The organism is Streptomyces xylophagus, assembly GCF_000716435.1.
GTDB lineage: Bacteria > Actinomycetota > Actinomycetes > Streptomycetales > Streptomycetaceae > Streptomyces > Streptomyces xylophagus.
Map to the genome: position 1 here is coordinate 155,833 of NZ_JNWO01000011.1, position 19,111 is coordinate 174,943.

The 19,111-nt window shown below is 67.6% G+C and carries 17 protein-coding genes; 9 read left to right on the plus strand and 8 right to left on the minus strand.

The genetic code is table 11. The features are described from left to right. Nucleotides 1-127 precede the first annotated feature (127 nt). Entirely contained in the window at nucleotides 128-1,258 is a 1,131-nt protein-coding gene (gene dnaN, locus OO70_RS25525) for a DNA polymerase III subunit beta (protein WP_043676006.1), read from the minus strand. Nucleotides 1,259-2,344: 1,086 nt separating this feature from the next. After that, a complete protein-coding gene (gene dnaA / locus OO70_RS25530; RefSeq protein ID WP_078651549.1) occupies nucleotides 2,345-4,297 on the minus strand; it encodes a chromosomal replication initiator protein DnaA in 1,953 nt (650 codons plus the stop codon). Nucleotides 4,298-4,696: 399 nt separating this feature from the next. On the opposite strand from dnaA, the gene rpmH reads away from it, so the two are divergent. From rpmH to OO70_RS25575, 9 genes are all read left to right on the plus strand, one after another. Beyond that, nucleotides 4,697-4,834, plus strand: coding sequence for a 50S ribosomal protein L34 (gene rpmH, locus OO70_RS25535; RefSeq protein WP_006381191.1), 138 nt, complete (start codon nucleotides 4,697-4,699; stop codon nucleotides 4,832-4,834). Nucleotides 4,835-4,855: 21 nt separating this feature from the next. Then, nucleotides 4,856-5,227, plus strand: a complete 372-nt coding sequence (gene rnpA, locus OO70_RS52685; RefSeq protein ID WP_078532680.1) for a ribonuclease P protein component — start codon at nucleotides 4,856-4,858, stop codon at nucleotides 5,225-5,227. After that, a complete protein-coding gene (gene yidD / locus OO70_RS25545; protein ID WP_043676018.1) occupies nucleotides 5,224-5,577 on the plus strand; it encodes a membrane protein insertion efficiency factor YidD in 354 nt (117 codons plus the stop codon). The genes rnpA and yidD overlap by 4 nt, the downstream gene beginning before the upstream one ends. A 3-nt stretch (nucleotides 5,578-5,580) precedes the next feature. Beyond that, entirely contained in the window at nucleotides 5,581-6,876 is a 1,296-nt protein-coding gene (yidC, locus tag OO70_RS25550) for a membrane protein insertase YidC (RefSeq protein WP_043676021.1), read from the plus strand. Nucleotides 6,877-6,892: 16 nt separating this feature from the next. Further along, nucleotides 6,893-7,405 (plus strand): Jag family protein, encoded by a 513-nt coding sequence (locus OO70_RS25555; protein WP_019055151.1) that lies wholly within the window; start codon nucleotides 6,893-6,895, stop codon nucleotides 7,403-7,405. A 136-nt stretch (nucleotides 7,406-7,541) separates the two neighbouring features. Then, a complete protein-coding gene (rsmG, locus tag OO70_RS25560; protein WP_043676022.1) occupies nucleotides 7,542-8,258 on the plus strand; it encodes a 16S rRNA (guanine(527)-N(7))-methyltransferase RsmG in 717 nt (238 codons plus the stop codon). Nucleotides 8,259-8,600: 342 nt separating this feature from the next. Next, nucleotides 8,601-9,674 carry a ParA family protein gene (locus OO70_RS25565; RefSeq protein ID WP_078651555.1) on the plus strand — a complete coding sequence of 358 codons (1,074 nt, stop codon included), beginning with the start codon at nucleotides 8,601-8,603 and terminating at the stop codon, nucleotides 9,672-9,674. Then, nucleotides 9,671-10,774: a ParB/RepB/Spo0J family partition protein gene (locus OO70_RS25570; RefSeq protein ID WP_043676025.1), complete on the plus strand. Its 1,104-nt coding sequence runs from the start codon at nucleotides 9,671-9,673 to the stop codon at nucleotides 10,772-10,774. Before OO70_RS25565 ends, OO70_RS25570 begins: the two co-directional genes overlap by 4 nt. Nucleotides 10,775-11,100: 326 nt before the next feature. After that, the gene (locus tag OO70_RS25575) at nucleotides 11,101-11,718 is read left to right on the plus strand and encodes a GNAT family N-acetyltransferase (RefSeq protein WP_043676028.1); all 618 of its coding nucleotides are present in this window, start codon (nucleotides 11,101-11,103) and stop codon (nucleotides 11,716-11,718) included. 64 nt (nucleotides 11,719-11,782) lie between these two features. Here the strand turns inward: OO70_RS25575 and trxA are convergent, their stop codons facing one another. The 6 genes from trxA to murJ all read right to left on the minus strand — a co-directional run bounded on the left by trxA (nucleotide 11,783) and on the right by murJ (nucleotide 19,090). Beyond that, nucleotides 11,783-12,115, minus strand: a complete 333-nt coding sequence (trxA, locus tag OO70_RS25580; RefSeq protein WP_043676030.1) for a thioredoxin — start codon at nucleotides 12,113-12,115, stop codon at nucleotides 11,783-11,785. A gap of 42 nt (nucleotides 12,116-12,157) precedes the next feature. Then, complete coding sequence (gene trxB, locus OO70_RS25585; RefSeq protein WP_043676033.1) at nucleotides 12,158-13,126, minus strand: thioredoxin-disulfide reductase; 969 nt, start codon at nucleotides 13,124-13,126, stop codon at nucleotides 12,158-12,160. Between the two features lie 171 nt (nucleotides 13,127-13,297). Beyond that, complete coding sequence (locus tag OO70_RS25590) at nucleotides 13,298-14,248, minus strand: anti-sigma factor family protein (RefSeq protein ID WP_043676034.1); 951 nt, start codon at nucleotides 14,246-14,248, stop codon at nucleotides 13,298-13,300. After that, nucleotides 14,245-14,970, minus strand: a complete 726-nt coding sequence (gene sigM, locus OO70_RS25595) for an RNA polymerase sigma factor SigM (RefSeq protein WP_043676036.1) — start codon at nucleotides 14,968-14,970, stop codon at nucleotides 14,245-14,247. Before sigM ends, OO70_RS25590 begins: the two co-directional genes overlap by 4 nt. 27 nt (nucleotides 14,971-14,997) lie before the next feature. After that, nucleotides 14,998-16,713: a protein kinase family protein gene (locus OO70_RS25600; protein ID WP_043676038.1), complete on the minus strand. Its 1,716-nt coding sequence runs from the start codon at nucleotides 16,711-16,713 to the stop codon at nucleotides 14,998-15,000. A 118-nt stretch (nucleotides 16,714-16,831) separates the two neighbouring features. Continuing rightward, a complete protein-coding gene (gene murJ / locus OO70_RS25605; RefSeq protein ID WP_043676041.1) occupies nucleotides 16,832-19,090 on the minus strand; it encodes a murein biosynthesis integral membrane protein MurJ in 2,259 nt (752 codons plus the stop codon). Nucleotides 19,091-19,111: the final 21 nt, after the last annotated feature.

Below are 19,111 nucleotides of genomic sequence, written 5' to 3' on the forward strand. Positions count from 1 at the left end.
GTGGCATGAGGGCACTTGCGTACCTGTGTCCGAGCCTAGACCCGGACGCTCATGCACACCTGTGGGCATACGCGCTCAGAAGTACCGAGCCGTATGCCCCGACCTGCGGTGTTCTCGTCGGTACGGATCAGCCGCTGAGGCGGACCGGCATGATCAGGTACTTGTAGGCCTCGTCCGCCTCGGCGTCCAGGGCGGGCTTGCCGCTGAGCAGCGCGGGCTTGGTGGAGGTCGTGAAGGACAGCTGGGCCACCGGGGAGTCGATCGCGCTCAGGCCGTCCAGCAGGAACGTCGGGTTGAAGGCGATCGACACGTCGTCGCCCTCAAGGTTTGCGTCGACCCGCTCCACAGCCTGTGCGTCGTCGCTGGAACCAGCCTCCAGGATGAGCACGCCCTGCTCGAAGCTCAGCCGCACCGGCGTGTTGCGCTCGGCGACCAGGGCCACGCGCTTGACGGCCTCCACGAAGGGGGCGGTCTCGATCACGGCGATGGAGTTGAACTCCGTCGGGAACAGCGAGCGGTACTTCGGGAGGTCGCCCTCCAGGAGGCGGGTCGTCGTACGGCGACCGGCGCCCTCGAAGCCGATGAGCCCCTCGCCCGCGCCCGAGCCGGACAGGGCCAGGATCACGCTGTCGCCGCTCGTGAGGGCCTTGGCGGTGTCCAGGAGCGTCTTGGCGGGCACCAGGGCGACCGCGGACGCCTCCGGGTCCTCCGGCTTCCACAGGAACTCACGGACCGCGAAGCGGTAGCGGTCGGTGGACGCCAGCGTCACCGTGTCGCCCTCGATCTCGATGCGCACACCGGTGAGGACGGGCAGCGTGTCGTCACGACCGGCGGCGATGGCCACCTGGGCGGCCGCCGAGGCGAACACCTCACCGGGGACGGTGCCGGTCGCGCCCGGCATCTGCGGCAGCGCCGGGTACTCCTCCACAGGCAGTGTGTGCAGGGTGAAGCGGGACGAGCCGCAGACCACCGTCGCCCGTACACCGTCTGTGGAAATCTCCACCGGCCGGTTGGGGAGAGCGCGGCAGATGTCGGCCAGCAGTCGGCCGGAGACGAGGACCGTGCCCTCCTCCTCGACCTCCGCGTCGACCGACACGCGCGCGGAGACCTCGTAGTCGAAGCTGGACAGGCTCAGCTGCCCCTCCTCGGACTTCAGCAGGAGGCCGGCGAGGACCGGCGCCGGCGGACGGGCCGGGAGGCTGCGTGCCGCCCAGGCCACTGCCTCCGCGAGTACGTCGCGTTCCACCCGGATCTTCACTGTTGCCGCCTCCTGCTGTTGCCGGCGCTTCTCGGCCTGCCTGGCTTCGTCGTCTGTCTCGGTGTCGTCGGTCCCTGTGAGGGGAAGGACATCGGGGAACAGTCTGACGCACGGCACTGACAGTAGGTGCCTCTCGGGGTCAAGTCGTGACGAGCGGCTGTCGGGCGACGAAGCGAGAGTTGTGCACAGGCCCCGCTTCGAAACGGTTTCCCAGCTCTCTCTAGTTGCTAGTAGTAGTAGGGGCTGTGGATACCGTGGATAACCGCGTTTTCGCAGCTCAGGGCGGGAATTTTGTCCACCGACCCTGTGGGCGACGCCGGTGGACAACCTCGGGTTTCTGTGGAGAACGGAAAGTTCTGCACACCCCATGCACAGCCGAGGGCCACTTCTCCCCAGCGCCGTCCCCAGCTTTACCCACCTTTCCCACAGCCCAACCCGGCACCTTCGTGTGACGCCTTTCACTCGACACGGTGAGGTGGCGCGTTGCGTTGCCGAACAGTGGACAGCGATGTGGAGAAGCTGGTGATCGCTGGGGACAACTGGCCCCAGCCTGTGGGTTGTCGGTGGACAACTTCGTCCCCAGCCTGTGGATCACGGTTTTGTCCACAGCCTGTGGAGATCTTTCATCCACGAATCCACAACCACTTGACCTGGTCTGATCGTCTCTCACCCGCGGCGCCTGTGGACACGATCTGGACAACTTCGCAGTCCCCAGGATGTGGACGGAAGAAAGTCGCCGAATCTGTGGAGGGCGGCCGTAACTCGGCAGGTATTCGAACAGCGGGTGGTGGACGCACAGGTTTGGATCGGCGGCGGACGCGTCCCGGATCGGCTCCGGAAGCCTCTTGAATCGTCTTTGGACGGTCCCGAAACCCCCTCAAGTCGCCCGCAGGATCGACTCCGACGGCTCGCGGATCGCCTTCGCGTGCCTGCCGGATGGCCACTGGAGATCCACGGTTTCTGCCGCGCGCGCCTGCCGGATCGCCTCCGCGTGACTACCCGATCGCCTTGGGGTGCCTCCCGGCATGCCGAAGGGCGCCCCGGGATCTCTCCCGGGGCGCCCTCGGTGTCGTAACTCCGCTGTTGTCAGCCGTTCTTGATGCGGTTGGTCAGTTCGGTGACCTGGTTGTAGATCGAGCGGCGCTCGGCCATCAGGGCGCGGATCTTGCGGTCGGCGTGCATGACCGTGGTGTGGTCGCGGCCGCCGAACTGTGCGCCGATCTTCGGCAGGGAGAGGTCGGTCAGTTCGCGGCACACGTACATGGCGATCTGCCGGGCCGTGACCAGCTGGCGGCCGCGCGAACTGCCGCACAGGTCCTCGACCGTGATGCCGAAGTAGTCGGCGGTCGCTCCCATGATCGCCGTCGCGGTGATCTCCGGGGTCGAGTCCTCGCCGCCCGGGATGAGGTCCTTGAGGACGATCTCGGTGAGACCGAGGTCGACCGGCTGCCGGTTGAGCGACGCGAACGCCGTCACCCGGATCAGCGCCCCCTCCAGCTCGCGGATGTTGCGCGAGATGCGGGAGGCGATGAACTCCAGCACCTCCGGCGGGGCGTTGAGCTGCTCCTGCACCGCCTTCTTACGAAGGATGGCGATGCGCGTCTCCAGCTCGGGCGGCTGGACGTCGGTGATCAGTCCCCACTCGAAACGGTTCCGCAGCCGGTCCTCCAGCGTGACCAGCTGCTTGGGCGGCCGGTCGCTGGAGAGCACGATCTGCTTGTTCGCGTTGTGGAGCGTGTTGAACGTGTGGAAGAACTCCTCCTGCGTCGACTCCTTGTCCGCGAGGAACTGGATGTCGTCGACGAGAAGGATGTCCATCTCGCGGTACCGCTTGCGGAAGCTGTCGCCCTTGCCGTCGCGGATCGAGTTGATGAACTCGTTGGTGAACTCCTCCGAGCTCACGTACCGCACGCGCGTGCCGGGGTACAGGCTCCGCGCGTAGTGCCCGATCGCGTGCAGCAGGTGCGTCTTGCCGAGCCCCGACTCCCCGTAGATGAAAAGGGGGTTGTACGCCTTCGCGGGCGCCTCGGCGACGGCGACCGCGGCCGCGTGCGCGAACCGGTTGGACGCGCCGATGACGAACGTGTCGAAGAGGTACTTCGGGTTCAGTCGCGCGGTCGGCTCACCCGGGCCGGCGGCCGGCGCGGGCTTCGAGCCCAGCGGCCCGGGCGACCCCGGACCACCGCGGTGCACATGGCCGGAGTTGGAGTGCGAGTCGGACAGATCGCGTCGCGCGTCGCGCTGGTTGTACTGCTCGCGGGACTTCTCGTACTCGGCCCGCGACTGCTCGTACTCCGCGCGCTGCTGCTCGTACGACGGACGCTCCATCGGCTGCGGGCGGTACTCCTGCGCCGGCGGTGCGTACTGGTCCTGCTGCGGCTGGTACGAGTCCTGGGGCGGCCCGTACTGGTCCTTCGCCGGTGACCCGTACTGATCCTGGGACGGTGACCCGTACTGATCCTGGGACGGCGATCCGTACTGATCCTGCGACGGCGAAGCGTAAGGGTCGCGGTCCGGGAAACCGAGCCGTTGCTGCTGCCAGCCGTAGTCGTCCTGCGACGGCCGCGGCCAGGCGCCCGGCTCGGGGCGCTGGTACTCCGACGGATAGGCGGGGCGGGCGGTGGGCAGCTGGTCGCCGGGGCCGCCGGGGAGCGGCTCGGCGCGATGGCGGCCGTAGCCCTCGTAAGGGTCCCGGCTCTGCTCGGGTTCCTCGTAGCGGCGCTGGGGCTGGGCGGGGGGTGCCGGCGGGCCGGGGGGCTCGCCGGCGGAGTCGTCGACGGTGATCGCGATACGGATCGGCCGGCCGCACTCGCGGCTCAGCGTCTCGCTGACGATCGGGGCGAGGCGGCCTTCGAGCACACCCTTCGCAAATTCGTTCGGTACGGCGAGCAAGGCGGTGTCGGCGACGAGTGCCAGGGGTTGGCAGCGCCGGATCCAGTGCTCGTCCTTGGTCTCGACACCCTGCCCACGCCCCTCACCGAGAAGTTGCTCCAGCACTCGTGGCCACACTGCGGCAAGATCGGCAGGTACGTCAGCCACAGGGCACGCTCTCTCACGGGTCCCACGAACGTGTGGTTCGCGGACGGGACGGGATGTAAATCGGGTGGGACGCTCGGGAAAAAGGTGTTGGGGCGGGGGACAAAGGAACGAATCGGAGTCCAGCCACGGTAGTCAGGGCGACGGGTGCGGTTCAAGTTGTTGTCCCCAGCCTGTGGATAGTGTCTCCTCGTGACCGCTGGTTTGACCGGATGGCGTAGCCCCGCGTACCGTGACCAGGTCGAGTTGTCGATGGCTGCTGCCGCCTGCCTCCGATGGGCACAGATCGCTTCGAGGTGATCGGGAAGCGGTGCACTCGGGCGTAACTGCGAGCTACTCGTGGGCGCACGGTGACAGCCAGGACGGCACCCGCCACCACCGATTTATTTCTGGAGCCCCCTCGTGAGCAAGCGCACCTTCCAGCCGAACAACCGTCGTCGTGCCAAGACCCACGGCTTCCGCCTGCGGATGCGTACCCGTGCCGGTCGCGCGATTCTCGCGAACCGTCGTGGCAAGGGTCGCGCCAGCCTGTCCGCCTGATCCCGATCAGGTCATGACGTCGTGCTGCCTACCGAGCATCGGCTGAGGCGGCGCGAAGACTTCGCGACCGCGGTACGACGGGGTCGCCGGGCCGGCCGCCCGCTTCTCGTCGTCCACTTTCGTAGCGGTGCCACGGACCCGCACGCGCCAGGGGAGAGCGCTCCCCCGACGCGTGCGGGTTTCGTCGTCAGCAAGGCAGTGGGCGGCGCCGTGGTGCGCAACAAGGTGAAGCGCAGACTTCGCCATCTGATGCGCGAGCGAGTCGCCCTGTTTCCCCCCGGTAGCCTGGTAGTCGTACGAGCGCTGCCCGGAGCGGGCGACGCCGACCATGCACAGCTGGCCCAAGACCTGGATGCCGCCGTTCAGCGGCTGCTGGGAGGGGGCGCGCGATGAAGTACCCGCTACTGGCGCTGATCAAGCTGTACCAGTGGACGATCAGTCCTTTGCTCGGGCCGGTCTGCAAGTACTACCCGTCGTGCTCCCACTACGGCTATACGGCCATAGACCGGCACGGCGCGATCAAGGGCACCGCGCTCACGGCCTGGCGCATCCTGCGCTGCAATCCGTGGTCGCTGGGGGGTGTGGACCATGTCCCACCGCGCAAGCGTCCGCGGTGGCACGAGATGTTGCGGGGCGCATGGCGCGCACGCAAGGGCGGGGCCTCCGCCGCCGAAACGGCCACGGAAGGGCTGAGTCCTTCGAGCCCGGCCGCAGAGACACCGTCCCATGCCCAAGGAGCATGATTAGTGGACACGATTGCCAGTCTTTTCAGCTTCATCACGACACCCGTTTCCTGGGTCATCGTCCAGTTCCACTCGGTGTACGGGAAGGTCTTCGGTCCCGACACGGGCTGGGCCTGGGGCCTGTCCATCGTGTCCCTGGTGATCCTGATCCGCATCTGCCTGATCCCGCTCTTCGTGAAGCAGATCAAGGCGACCCGGGCCATGCAGACCTTGCAGCCCGAGATGAAGAAGATCCAGGAACGCTACAAGAACGACAAGCAGCGTCAGTCCGAAGAGATGATGAAGCTGTACAAGGAGTCGGGTACCAACCCGCTCTCCTCGTGCCTTCCCATCCTGGCGCAGTCCCCGTTCTTCTTCGCCCTGTACCACGTGCTCAACGGCATCGCTACGGGCAAGACGATCGGCGTCATCAACGACTCGCTGCTGGCCAGCGCGCGTAATGCGCACATCTTCGGTGCCCCGCTGGCCGCGAAGTTCACGGACGGCAGCAGCAAGGTCGCGGCGCTCGGTGCCACGCTGACCGACGTCCGGGTCGTCACCGCGATCATGATCGTGATGATGTCGGCGTCGCAGTTCTACACGCAGCGCCAGCTGATGACGAAGAACGTCGACACCACGGTGAAGACACCGTTCATGCAGCAGCAGAAGATGCTGATGTACGTCTTCCCGGTCATGTTCGCCATCTTCGGCATCAACTTCCCCGTCGGTGTCCTCGTCTACTGGCTGACCACCAACGTGTGGACCATGGGCCAGCAGATGTACGTCATCCACAACAACCCGACCCCGGGTTCCAAGGCCCAGGCCGCTTACCTGGAGCGCCTGACCAAGCACGTCACGCACCACGAGAAGACCCGCAGCCGGGGTGAGAAGGCCATCGTCAAGGCGATCGTCTCCAAGGGCCGCGACCGCAACGAGTTCGAGCGCAAGTTCATCAACAGCCTCACGAAGGTGGGCCTCGTGGCCCAGCCGGACGGCACTGTGGTGAAGGGCGAGAGCACGGCTGTGGAGACCGAGGACGGTACGCCGACCCCGGCCGCTCCCAGGCGTCAGCAGCCCAAGCGGCAGACCAAGGCCCAGCGCCAGTCCGCCGCCGCGAAGGCGGCCGACGACGGTGCCGAGAACGCGGTCGACGACGCCGAGCCGAAGACCTCGCTGACCAAGTCGGACGAGCCAGAGGACGCCAAACCCGCCGCTGCTGCGAAGAAGGCCGCCCCCAAGCCCGCCGGCGGTACCCGCAGCAAGGCCCAGTCCGGACAGCGCAAGGGTCCGCAGCGGCCCAAGTCCCCGTCCAAGAAGTAAAGAAGGAGTCCATCCCGTGACGGAAGGCACCACCTCCGCCGCTGCCGAGGGTGCAGACACCCTGTCCCGCCTGGAGCAGGAGGGCGAGATCGCGGCGGACTATCTCGAGGGTCTGCTGGACATCGCCGATCTCGACGGCGACATCGACATGGATGTCGAGGCCGACCGCGCCGCTGTCTCGATCATCAGCGACAGCAGCGGCCGTGACCTCCAGAAGCTCGTCGGCCGTGACGGTGAGGTGCTGGAGGCACTTCAGGAGCTCACCCGCCTGGCCGTGCACCGGGAGACCGGGGACCGCAGCCGGCTGATGCTGGACATCGCGGGCTACCGCGCCAAGAAGCGCACCGAGCTCTCGGAGCTGGGTGCCAAGGCCGCGGCCGACGTGAAGAACACCGGCGAGCCGGTGAAGCTGAACCCGATGACCCCGTTCGAGCGCAAGGTCGTGCACGACGCCGTCAAGGCCGCGGGACTGCGCAGCGAGTCGGAGGGCGAGGAGCCGCAGCGCTTCGTCGTCGTGCTTCCCGCCTGATCGGTCCCTACGGTTCCACCGGCCCCGTCTGTTGAGCAGACGGGGCCGAACTTTGTCAGCCTGATAGTCCTGTAGTTCTGGTGGTCCTGGTGATCAGCGCCCAATGCGCTTTTGCGGTACGGAAGGACGGTTCCCCGTGACGGAGGCAGCGGAGCTTCCCCCCGCGCCCGAGCAGGCGCGCGAGGTGTTCGGCGATCGCTTCGATGACGCGGTCCGATACGCGGAGCTGCTCGCCGACGCGGGTGTGCAGCGCGGTCTCATCGGCCCACGTGAGGTGCCCCGCCTGTGGGAACGGCACATCCTGAACTGTGCGGTGCTCTCGGAGGTCGTGCCGGACGGAGTGACGGTGTGCGACGTCGGCTCAGGCGCCGGCCTCCCCGGCATTCCCCTGGCCCTCGTCCGCGAGGACATCAAGATCACCCTGCTCGAACCGCTGCTCCGCCGCACGAACTTCCTCACCGAGGTCGTCGAACTCCTGGGCCTCGACCACGTCACCGTCGTACGGGGGCGTGCCGAGGAGGTCATGGGCAAGCTGCAGCCGGTCCATGTGGTGACGGCACGGGCCGTGGCTCCGCTGGAGCGACTGGCCACCTGGGGCATCCCGCTGCTGCGCCCGTACGGCGAAATGCTGGCGCTCAAGGGGGACACGGCGGAGGAGGAGCTCAAGAGCGCGGCGACCGTGCTCAGCAAGCTCGGAGCCGTGGAGACGTCCATCCTGCAAGTGGGCGAAGGCATTGTCGATCCGCTGTCCACGGTGGTTCGTGTCGAGGTCGGAGAGAGCCCCGGCGGGGTTCGCTTCGCGGCGAAGCGGGCAAAGGCGGCTCGCACGGGGCGTACCCGTCGGCGTCGTTGAGGATGTCTCAGTGCTTGAGGCGGGTCGGTCTCGGCACATGAGGTGCGTCGGTCTCAGTACATGAGGTGCGTCGCTGATCCGTCCTGACGACGAAACTTACTCCACACAAGCTGCCAAACCTATACATGCCGGAGTGTCGCGACAGTTCGGCCTCTGCTGCTGTGCATCGTGTTTCACGTGAAACGTCGCTCACTGCTGCACGGCATCATCAGTCGCGGCCGCGCCGCGGCCGCCCCCCGCGACCGGAAGCCTCTCGGATCACTCGGAGAGGGCACGGAGTTGTCCACAGAGGTGGAATTCTCCACAGAACAACAGGCCTCACTGGTTCACGACCCTGAAGACATGGGAGGCTCTGTTCATTGCGAGCCTGAAGTCGAGGAGAGTGAATCCTTGCGGTCCGACGCCAACATCGCGGGACCGATGACCGATCCGGTCCCCGGTCCCCGTACCGAGTCGATGGGGGAGGATGTTTCACGTGAAACACTGCCCCCTATGGACGACACTCCCATCGGTCGTGCTGCCCAACTGGCGGTCGAAGCCCTAGGTCGTGCCGGCGAAGGCCTGCCGCGTCCCGAGCAGACCCGAATCATGGTCGTTGCCAACCAGAAGGGTGGGGTGGGCAAGACGACGACGACCGTCAATCTTGCCGCTTCGCTGGCACTGCACGGTGCCCGTGTTCTGGTGGTCGACCTCGACCCACAGGGCAACGCGTCCACGGCACTGGGGATTGACCACCACGCGGAAGTTCCTTCTATCTATGACGTGTTGGTCGACAGCAGGCCTCTCTCCGAGGTCGTGCAGCCGGTTCTTGATGTCGAAGGTCTCTTCTGTGCCCCCGCCACCATCGATCTGGCCGGTGCAGAGATCGAGCTCGTGTCTCTGGTGGCACGAGAGAGCAGACTGCAGCGGGCGATTCAGGCCTATGAGCAGCCGCTGGACTACATCCTCATCGACTGTCCGCCCTCACTCGGCCTGCTGACGGTCAATGCGTTGGTCGCCGGTGCGGAGGTCCTCATCCCGATCCAGTGCGAGTACTACGCGCTGGAGGGCCTCGGGCAGTTGCTCCGCAACGTCGACCTGGTGCGGGGGCACCTCAACCCCAACCTGCATGTGTCGACCATCCTGCTCACCATGTACGACGGCCGGACGCGTCTCGCGTCCCAGGTCGCGGACGAGGTGCGCAGTCACTTCGGTGACGAGGTGCTGCGGACGAGCATTCCCCGCTCGGTCCGTATCTCCGAGGCGCCGAGCTATGGGCAGACGGTACTGACCTACGATCCCGGATCGAGCGGTGCCCTCTCCTACTTTGAAGCGGCAAGGGAAATCGCACTGAAGGGTGTGGGCGTCAGCTACGACGCACCGCATGCGCACATCGGCGCTCAGAGCGACCAGAGCATGGTGGAGGGCATCCAGTGAGCGAGCGACGGAGGGGTTTGGGCCGTGGGCTCGGCGCACTGATCCCCGCAGCCCCGACCGGGGAGAAGACAGCGGCTCCGGCCGTATTGGGGGGCGGCGCTGCTTCCGCGTCCCCCACGGCTGTTCCGGTCATCACCGGCGACCGAGGGGTGGCCGCGGCAAAGGTCACCACGCTGCCGCCGGTCTCCTATGAAACAGAGAACTCGTCGACGTACGGCGCTCCGGAGACGCCGGCACCTCCCGTCGGTGCCTTCTTCGCCGAGTTGCCCCTCGACGACATCACGCCGAACTCGCGCCAGCCGCGTGAGGTGTTCGACGAGGACGCGCTCCAGGAGCTCGTCACCTCCATCAAGGAGGTCGGCCTCCTCCAGCCCGTCGTCGTACGGCAGATCGGCCCGACGAGCTACGAGCTCATCATGGGCGAGCGGCGCTGGCGGGCCTGCCGTGAGGCGGGGCTCGATGCGATCCCGGCGATCGTGCGGGCCACGGACGACGAGAAGCTTCTCCTGGACGCCCTCCTGGAGAACCTGCACCGCGCCCAGCTCAACCCGCTCGAAGAGGCGGCCGCCTACGACCAGTTGCTCAAGGACTTCAACTGCACGCACGACCAGCTGGCGGACCGCATCGGCCGTTCCCGCCCGCAGGTCTCCAACACCCTGCGTCTGCTGAAGCTCTCGCCGTCGGTCCAGCGCCGGGTCGCCGCCGGAGTGCTCTCCGCCGGCCACGCCCGTGCGCTGCTCTCCGTCGACGACTCGGAGGAGCAGGACCGGCTGGCTCACCGGATCGTGGCCGAGGGCCTCTCGGTGCGGGCTGTCGAGGAGATCGTGACCCTCATGGGTTCGCGGCCCCAGACGGCTCACCGTTCCAAGGGGCCGCGGGCCGGCGCTCTGGTCTCCCCGGCGCTGAGCGACCTCGCCACCCGTCTCTCGGATCGCTTCGAGACCCGGGTGAAGGTCGATCTGGGCCAGAAGAAGGGCAAGATCACTGTCGAGTTCGCCTCGATGGAGGACCTTGAGCGGATCCTCGGCTCGCTGGCTCCGGGCGAGGGCCCGGTCCTGCAGCGGAGTCTGCTGGACGACGAGTCGGAGGACGAGGCCTGAGCCGTCCAGCGACGGCTTGGGCTCTGTACGGCCGAACCACAGAGCGGGCCGTGTCCGGTGTGTACCGGAACACGGCCCGCTCTTTGCTTTCTGTCGGTATCGATGGAATCGCATCATGGATACGATGCGTTCGGGTATGGCGCATCCACCTGGCAGCACCTCTTAGGGGAGGCGGGGGCCATGCGAACGGTGAGCCGCACCGGACTGGTGAGCGCGGGTCTGGGCCTGGGGGCGGTCGGCGGGTTCGTCGGCAGTCTGCTCAGGGAACGCAGCGCTCTGACTGCCGCCCGCGGCGCTGCGGGCGAAGAAAGCGAGGATCAGCCTTCATGGGGCGTCGGCTCGTACCGCTCACGCTGGACAACCTCCCGGACATTCCCCAGCGCTGTCGGTCGTGCGTTTTCTGGGAGCTGGACCCCGTCAGTGGGCAGGCCGCAGTAAAGGCGGGCACGTCCTCACTGGAGAAGGAAGCCTGGATCTCCTCCGTCCTGCTGGACTGGGGCTCCTGCGGACGGGTCGTCTACGTCGATGACGTACCGGTGGGCTTCGTCCTCTACGCGCCGCCTGCGTACGTCCCCCGCTCCACGGCGTTTCCCACGAGCCCTGTCTCGCCGGACGCCGTGCAGCTGATGACGGCCTTCATCATGCCGGGCTACCAGGGGCAGGGGCTGGGCCGGGTCATGGTCCAGACAGTTGCCAAGGATCTGCTGCGGCGGGGCTTCAAGGCGATCGAGGCCTTCGGCGACGCCCGATCGAAAGAGGCCGCCTGCGTCCTGCCCGCCGACCATCTGCTCGCCGTGGGCTTCAAGACGGTCCGGCTGCATCCCACCTATCCACGGCTGCGGCTGGAGCTGCGTACGACGCTCTCCTGGAAGGAAGACGTGGAGCTGGCGCTCGACCGGTTGCTGGGGGCCGTACAGAAGGAACCAGCGCTGCGACCGCTCTAGGACTGCTTTCAAAGCGAATGGGCCGACTCCGGGGAGTCGGCCCATTCGTGTTTCACGTGAAACATCACTCGGAGATGAAGTCCTCGAGGTCGCGAACGATCGCGGCCTTCGGCTTCGCACCGACGATGGTCTTGGCGACCTCGCCACCCTGGTAGACGTTCAGGGTCGGGATGGACATGACGCCGTACTTGGCGGCCGTACCCGGGTTCTCGTCGATGTTGAGCTTGACGACCTCGATCTTGTCGCCGTACTCGGCGGCGATGGCCTCGAGGGACGGAGCGATCTGGCGGCACGGACCGCACCAGGCGGCCCAGAAGTCCACCAGGACGGGCTTGTCGCTCTTGAGGACGTCCTCGTCGAAGGAATCGTCGGTCACATTCTTCAGAGTGCCGGCCACGGCGGGCTCCTTAACTTGTTCGTGCGGTGGGGCGGATGGGGGTCAGACGGTGGTCTTCGCGGGCTCTGCCTTCTCCTCGTCCGCGAGGGCGGCGAGGAAACGCTCGGCGTCCAGAGCGGCGGAGCAGCCGGTGCCGGCTGCGGTGATCGCCTGGCGGTAGGTGTGGTCGACGACATCACCGGCGCCGAAGACACCGGTCAGGTTGGTCCGGGTCGAGGGCGCCTCGACCTTCAGGTAGCCCTCCCCGTCGAGCTCGAGCTGGCCCTTGAAGAGCTCCGTGCGAGGGTCGTGGCCAATCGCGATGAACAGTCCCGTCACCGCGAGGTCGGACAGCTCCCCGGTCTTCAGGTTGCGCAGCTTGAGGCCGGCGAGCTTCGGGTCGCCCTCGATCTCGGCGATCTCGCTGTCCCAGACGAACTTGATCTTCGGGTCGGCGAAAGCACGCTCCTGCATCGCCTTGGAAGCACGCAGGCTGTCCCGGCGGTGGACGATCGTCACCGACTTGGCGAACCGGGAGAGGAAGGTCGCCTCCTCCATCGCCGTGTCGCCACCACCGATGACGGCGATGTCCTGGTCCTTGAAGAAGAACCCGTCACAAGTGGCACACCAGGAGACCCCTCGGCCGGAGAGCGCGTCCTCGTTCGGCAGGCCCAGCTTGCGATGCTGCGAGCCGGTGGTGACGATGACGGCCTTCGCCTGGTGCACGGTGCCCGAGGTGTCCGTGACGGTCTTGATCTCACCGGTCAGGTCGACGGAGACCACGTCGTCCGGGATCAGCTCGGCACCGAAGCGCTCGGCCTGGGCGCGCATGTTGTCCATGAGGTCGGGGCCCATGACGCCGTCCTGGAAGCCCGGGAAGTTCTCGACCTCGGTGGTGTTCATCAGCGCGCCACCAGCGGTGACAGCGCCCTCGAACACCAGCGGCTTCAGCGACGCGCGCGCGGTGTAGAGCGCCGCCGTGTAGCCGGCGGGCCCGGAGCCGATAATGATCACGTTTCGGACGTCGCTCACGGCTTGGTTCCTCGTCTCTGGACTGCGTCAGTACGACCGGTGGGAGCCCCTTTCAGAGCCTCCACCCCACCCAACGGATCCTACGGGGCCCGCATTCCCGCTGTGTCCGCGCACACGGAGACACAACATGGTGGGGAAGTACCGCGCCGACCGGAGATGAGACGTCCGTGGTCAGGAACGCGCGTATGACCGCGTCAGAAGGACCTTGCCAGGGGTGGACGTTTTCCGGCTCACACAGGCCGCGTCGACGACGTAGGCCGTGACCCGGCTGACGTCAGAAGCGTCGGGCAGCACCACGAGATATGCGGCAGTGCCGTTGTAAGTGCCCTTCTTGGCACCGAGGACATCCGTGTTGCCGCGGTTGATGCCCTGCCGGATGCATTCCGGGACGGAGCCGGAAGGTGCGACCTTGATGGTGTCATGAGTCTTGATGGAGGACCCCCTGCCACTGGGCTCGGATGCGGCATTCAAATCGCCGCCGATGCCCTGACTCGTGGCCGTCTTGGTGGAGAGAAGATCCGTGACCTGGTTCTCCAGCTTCTCCTTGGAGAACAAGTCCGCGGAGCTGGTCGGGTTCCCCTGAGCCGCGTCGGACGACTTGTGGTCGCCCAGCGACTGGATGAAGAGAGAGCCGGCTCCCAGAACGGCAGCGGTGAACACGGCTCCCAGGACGATCCTCCCGCGACGTCCGCCGCGATTCCGGTCTTTGCGTCCGGGGCCGGTCGCCGCGTGCGCACGTCCTGACGGCCTGTCCGCGGCAGACGATGTTTCACGTGAAACATGCGCCTCGGTGCCCTCGTGGTCCTCACCCGACGTGACCCGGGACGCACTCACCAACGTCGACGTGGACAGGGACTCGGGGGCGGTGGCACCCAGCAGGGCCTCCGCGGCGAGGGCTGCGTCGATACGGCCCGCGATCTCGGCGGGCATACGTGGTGGGCCTGGAAGGGCGCCCAGCAGTTCCCGGATCTCCTCCAGCGAGTCGTGGACGTCCGCGCAGAGTTCGCACTCGTCCAGATGCCGTTGTACCTCCGCTGTCCTGGACGGCGGGAGAAGGCCCTCGGTGAGGTCGGAGATCTCCGCGACGTCCGGGTGCCCGGTCGTGTCTGTCGTGGATGTCACGCTCGCCCACCTCCGCCCTTCACAGCAGCTGAATCGCTCGGCCCTGCATCCTCGGGATCCGAGTCCCGAGGTCCCGCTGCCGGTGGGACGGATGCCCCCTGCGCCCGGTTCCGTCCTGCGCCCGGTTCGTTGCCGTCACCGGCTCTTTCCGGCCGTAGATGCGTGAGCAACGGCAGCAGTCTGGCTCTTCCGCGGGCGCAGCGGCTCTTGACCGTGCCGGTCGGCACATCGAGCATGCGGGCGGCCTCGGCGACGGGGTAGCCCTGCATGTCCACCAGGACGAGGGCGGCGCGCTGGTCGGGCGGGAGCGTGCCCAGGGCTTCCAGCAGCTGGCGGTTCAGGTCGTTGCGTTCGGCGGGAGCGGCAGCCGACTCGTGCGGTTCCAGGAGTTGTTCGAGGCGTTCGGTGTCGTCGACCGGGGAGGTCTTCCTGGAGGCGGCCTTGCGGGCGCGGTCCAGGCAGGCGTTCACGGTGATCCGGTGCAGCCAGGTCGTGACGGCCGACTGGCCGCGGAAGGTGTGGGCGGCCCGGTAGGCGGAGACGAGGGCGTCCTGGACCGCGTCAGCGGCCTCCTCGCGGTCTCCCAGCGTGCGGAGGGCCACGGCCCAGAGCCGGTCCCGGTGGCGCCGTACGAGCTCACCGAAGGCGTCCGGGTCGCCTTCGACATGGCGGGCGAGCAGATCTTGATCGCTCGTTCCGTCGTATCCGGCGCCTTCCGCCATCGGACCCCCTCCCCCTCCGGTGAGACGTCAGCCCGTGAACTTCACGTCGGTGATGGCCTGCTTGTAGCCGGCGTCGCTGTACTGGTCGCCGGCCGCATGCGGCAGAGCGGTGAGCCAGACAAGAACGTACCGGCTCTTCACGTGCTTGGTGACCTTCACCGTCGCACTGGTCCCCGTCGTGGTGACGCTGCCGATCTGCGTCATCGAGTCCAGCGAGGAGGGCGACAACGAGTCGGCCGCGTAGAGCTTCACCGTCGTGTGATCGCCGCTGTAGTAGAGCCCTATGGTCGCCGTGGAGACGTCCTGGGCCGAACCGAGGTCGTAGACGATGCCCACGCCCGGCTTGTACGGCGCGAGCACCGGGCCCCCTATGAAGCTGGAGGTCCGCCAGTACGTCGACGCGTTGCCGTCGTACGTCTTGTCGACGTCGTTCGGATGCTGGGCGTCGCCCTTCGCCACGAACTCCTGGGCACCCTGGATCGCGAGCGTCTTGACCGGCTTGGTCTTGTCGCCGCTCTTGTCGTTCCCGTCCGTCGTCTGCGTCTGCTTCGTGTCGTCGGACTTGTTGCCCTGGTCCATGAGCGCGTCCGCGAGCTGCCAACTGCCCAGGCCCAGCGCGGCGATCAGCAGCGCGGACACTGCCCACTTGAGGGCCTTGCCGGTGCGGCTCTGCAGTGGGGCCGGCGGGGTCGGTACGGCTCGCGTGGCGCCGGGATGCGGTGCGGGGCGGCCGTACGTGCCCTGTTGGTACGTCGTGCGCTGGTACTCGGGCGGTGCGGTGAACGTTGGCTCCGGCGGCCGGATGCGGGGCATCTCACCGATCGCCTTCACCAGCTCCTCCGGCGTGGTGCACGCCGCTTCGTGCCGTGAGGCCGTGGCACCGTCATTGGCGAGCGCGCGCATGGCGAGCTCCGACAGACCGCGGTGGACTCCGGCGCGCACTTGGTCGGGGGCGATGAGACCGACGCCCTTGGGCAGCCCGGACAGGCCGTAGGCGTCGCTCTCGTACGGCCAGCGCTGGGTGAGCGCCGCGTACAGCAGGGCGCCGATCGCCTCCGTGTCCGTGCGCTGCGGGGTGTCCGAACTGATGCCGCGCAGCGCGGCGTTGACGGCCAGACCACGGATGCGCCACTGGCCGGACGAGGTGCGCAGCACGGCGTTCGGGTTCAGGCGCAGATGGGCGAGGCCCTCGCGGTGCGCTGCTGCCATGGCAGAGGCGATCTGACTGACCATCTGGTAGGCGTCGTGCACCTCCAGCGGGCCGGGGGCCAGAAGCGCCGTCAGTTCCGTGGCGTCGGGCAGCCATTCGTGCACGACGTAGACGAGGTCGTTCTCCTCCACGGCGTCCAGGACCTGGACGAAGCGGGGATCACCCAGCAGCGCCGAGGAACGGGCCGCGGCCAGCACGGAACGGGCCCGCGCATGGTCCGCGGGCAGGATGTGGACGCCGACCGCACGACGGAGTTTCTCGTCCACCGCACGCCAACTGCTGAAGCCGTCCAGACGGGTGACGCACTCTTCGAGGCGATACCGTCTGGCGAGCTTGTGACCGCTGTGCAGTTCGGGAGGTGAGGCCTTCTCGGTTCCCTCGATCCCGCCGCTCCCCTGTGCCTTGTCGCTCTCCGTGTCCCGCTCCGGGTTCTGGGCCACCCCGTCGGCCGTGGACTGGTCCGCCTTGGCGGTCAGCGGCTCGTCGCCGCTGTTGTCTGCCACGTCGACGGCAGCCGTGCTCCGTTCCGCCACCGTCGCTCCTGCCTCCCCATCCGTTGCACGCTGTCCGACGCCGAAACCAATTGTGCCCACAGTCTGCCGCTATGCACGACACACAGCGGCGGACGATGGTTGTGCGTGTGCCCCCGCCTCAGCGCCCCAAGCGCCCGCGCACCATGCCGACGAGGGAGTTGAGCTCCTCGATGCGCATGCGCCGGGCGGCGACGTAGAAGATTCCGAGCAGTACAGCACCGCCCACCAGAAGCGCCGCGAACGAGCCGACGACCCCCTGGCCGAGCGTATGTCCGATCCCGTAGACGACCGCACCACTGAGCAGTGCGGCCGGTACGGAGGCGATACCGAGCCGAGCGTACGTCCGCAGTACGCGAGCGCCGTCCAGGTCGCCGTCCAGCCGCTTGCGCAGCCGGTTCCAGGCGACGCCGACACCGATCGCGTACGCGAGGCCGTACGAGGCGGCCATGCCGACCACGGCCCAGCGGGCCGGGAGCACGAAGTAGCAGACCGCCGAGGCGCCCGCGTTGACCGCGGCCACGATGACGGTGTTGTAGAAGGGCGTCCGGGTGTCCTCGTAGGCGTAGAAGGCACGCAGGACGACGTATTGCACCGAGTACGGGATCAGGCCGAGGGCGAAGGCCATCAGCATGAAGCCCATGTTCGTGGCTGAACTGGTGCCCGAGGAGCCGAAGATCAGGGTGCACATCGGGATACCCAGGGCGAGGAGCCCGAAGGCGATGGGCACGATGGCGACGGCGGTCGTACGCAGTCCCTGGGAGATGTCGTCGCGGACGGCTCCGCCGTCGCCCTCGGCGGCCGAGCGCGAGATACGAGGCAACAGGGCGGCCATCAAGGAGACGGTGATGATGGCCTGCGGCAGACCCCAGATGAGCTGGGCGTTGGCGTAGGCGGCAAAGCCGGTGCCCAAGACGCCGGAGTCCTTGCCGGAGGCGGTGGACAACTGCGTGACAACCATGGCGCCCGCTTGGTTGGCGAGGACGAAGAGGACTGTCCACTTGGCGAGCATCGCGGCTTTGCCGAGGCCGTGGCCCTTCCAGTCGAAACGCAGTCGTAGCCGGAATCCCGTCTCCCGCAGATACGGGATCATCGCCAGGGACTGCACGACGAGCCCGAGGAGAACGCCGATTCCCAGGAGTCGTTGGCCCTCCGGCGGAATGTTCCCGGCGGTCATGCCCGAGGTGCCGGCGGTGCCATAGACCCAGATGAACATGCCCAGCGTCACGATGATGACGATGTTGTTCAGGACCGGGGTCCACATCATCGCGCCGAACCTGCCGCGGGCGTTGAGGATCTGGCCCATCACCACGTGGATGCCCATGAAGAAGATCGAGGGCAGGAAGTAGCGGGTGAAGGTGACGGCGACTTCGCTCGCGGCGGGGTCGTTGGCGACCGATGTCGAGAGCATGCGCACCAGGAGTGGCGCCGCGAACATCGCGAGGACGGTGAGGCCACCGAGGGCCACCACGACAAGGGTCAGCAGGCGGTTGGCGAAGGCCTCGCCTCCGTCCTCGTCGTCTTTCATGGCGCGCACCAACTGGGGCACAAAGACCGAGTTGAGGCCACCGCCGACAGTCAGGATGTAGATCATGGTCGGCAACTGGTAGGCGACCTGGAAAGAGTCACCGAGCAGGCCGAGGCCCAGTGCCGAGACGATCAGCGCGGAGCGGACGAAGCCCGTCAGGCGGGAGACCATCGTGCCCGCCGCCATCACGGCACTCGACTTCAACAGCCCTGTGGCCCGACCGCCCTTCGCCGAAGCGGGAGCCGCCGCGGGCGCCGGCGCCGTCGGGGTGAGCTGCATCGTGGCGTCGGACATCGGTGCCGGGAACGGTGCGGTGGGTGCCTGACCCGAGGGCGGTGCCGGGGACGGGCCGGGGACCGCCGGGGACTCCATCGGCGAACGGCCGCCGCCCTGGCCCTGGTCCCGGAAGAGGTGAGCGAAGGCGTCCGGCTCGTGGTGCTCCTCGCCGGCTCCGGTCACCAGGTCGTCGACGCCCACGAACTGGGTCGTCCGGGCGTCGTCGCCGTACGGCAGGTACTGGGTCGGTCCCTCCGGTTCAGGCGCCGGGGTCTGCGCCCACACACGGGGGTCGGGAGCGTACGGGGACTGGGGCGGCTGTGCGTAGAGCGGGGGCTGCGGCTGGTACGTGCCCGGAGGCGGCGGAGGGTGCGCGGCGCGGTCGTAGAGCGCCTCGGCGACCGGGTCCTGGGCGGAGAGATCCTGTGCCCGGTAGGGGTCCTGGTCGTAGGCGTCCTGGAGGTACATGTCCGCGGGGGGCTGCGGCGGCACCTGCGCGTGTTCGGGCGGCGGACCCTCGGGGTAGCCCGAGCTGCCCGCGCCCTGACCGCGGTCACCGTCGTACGGCGCGTTCATGGTTACCCCACCTCATCGTCC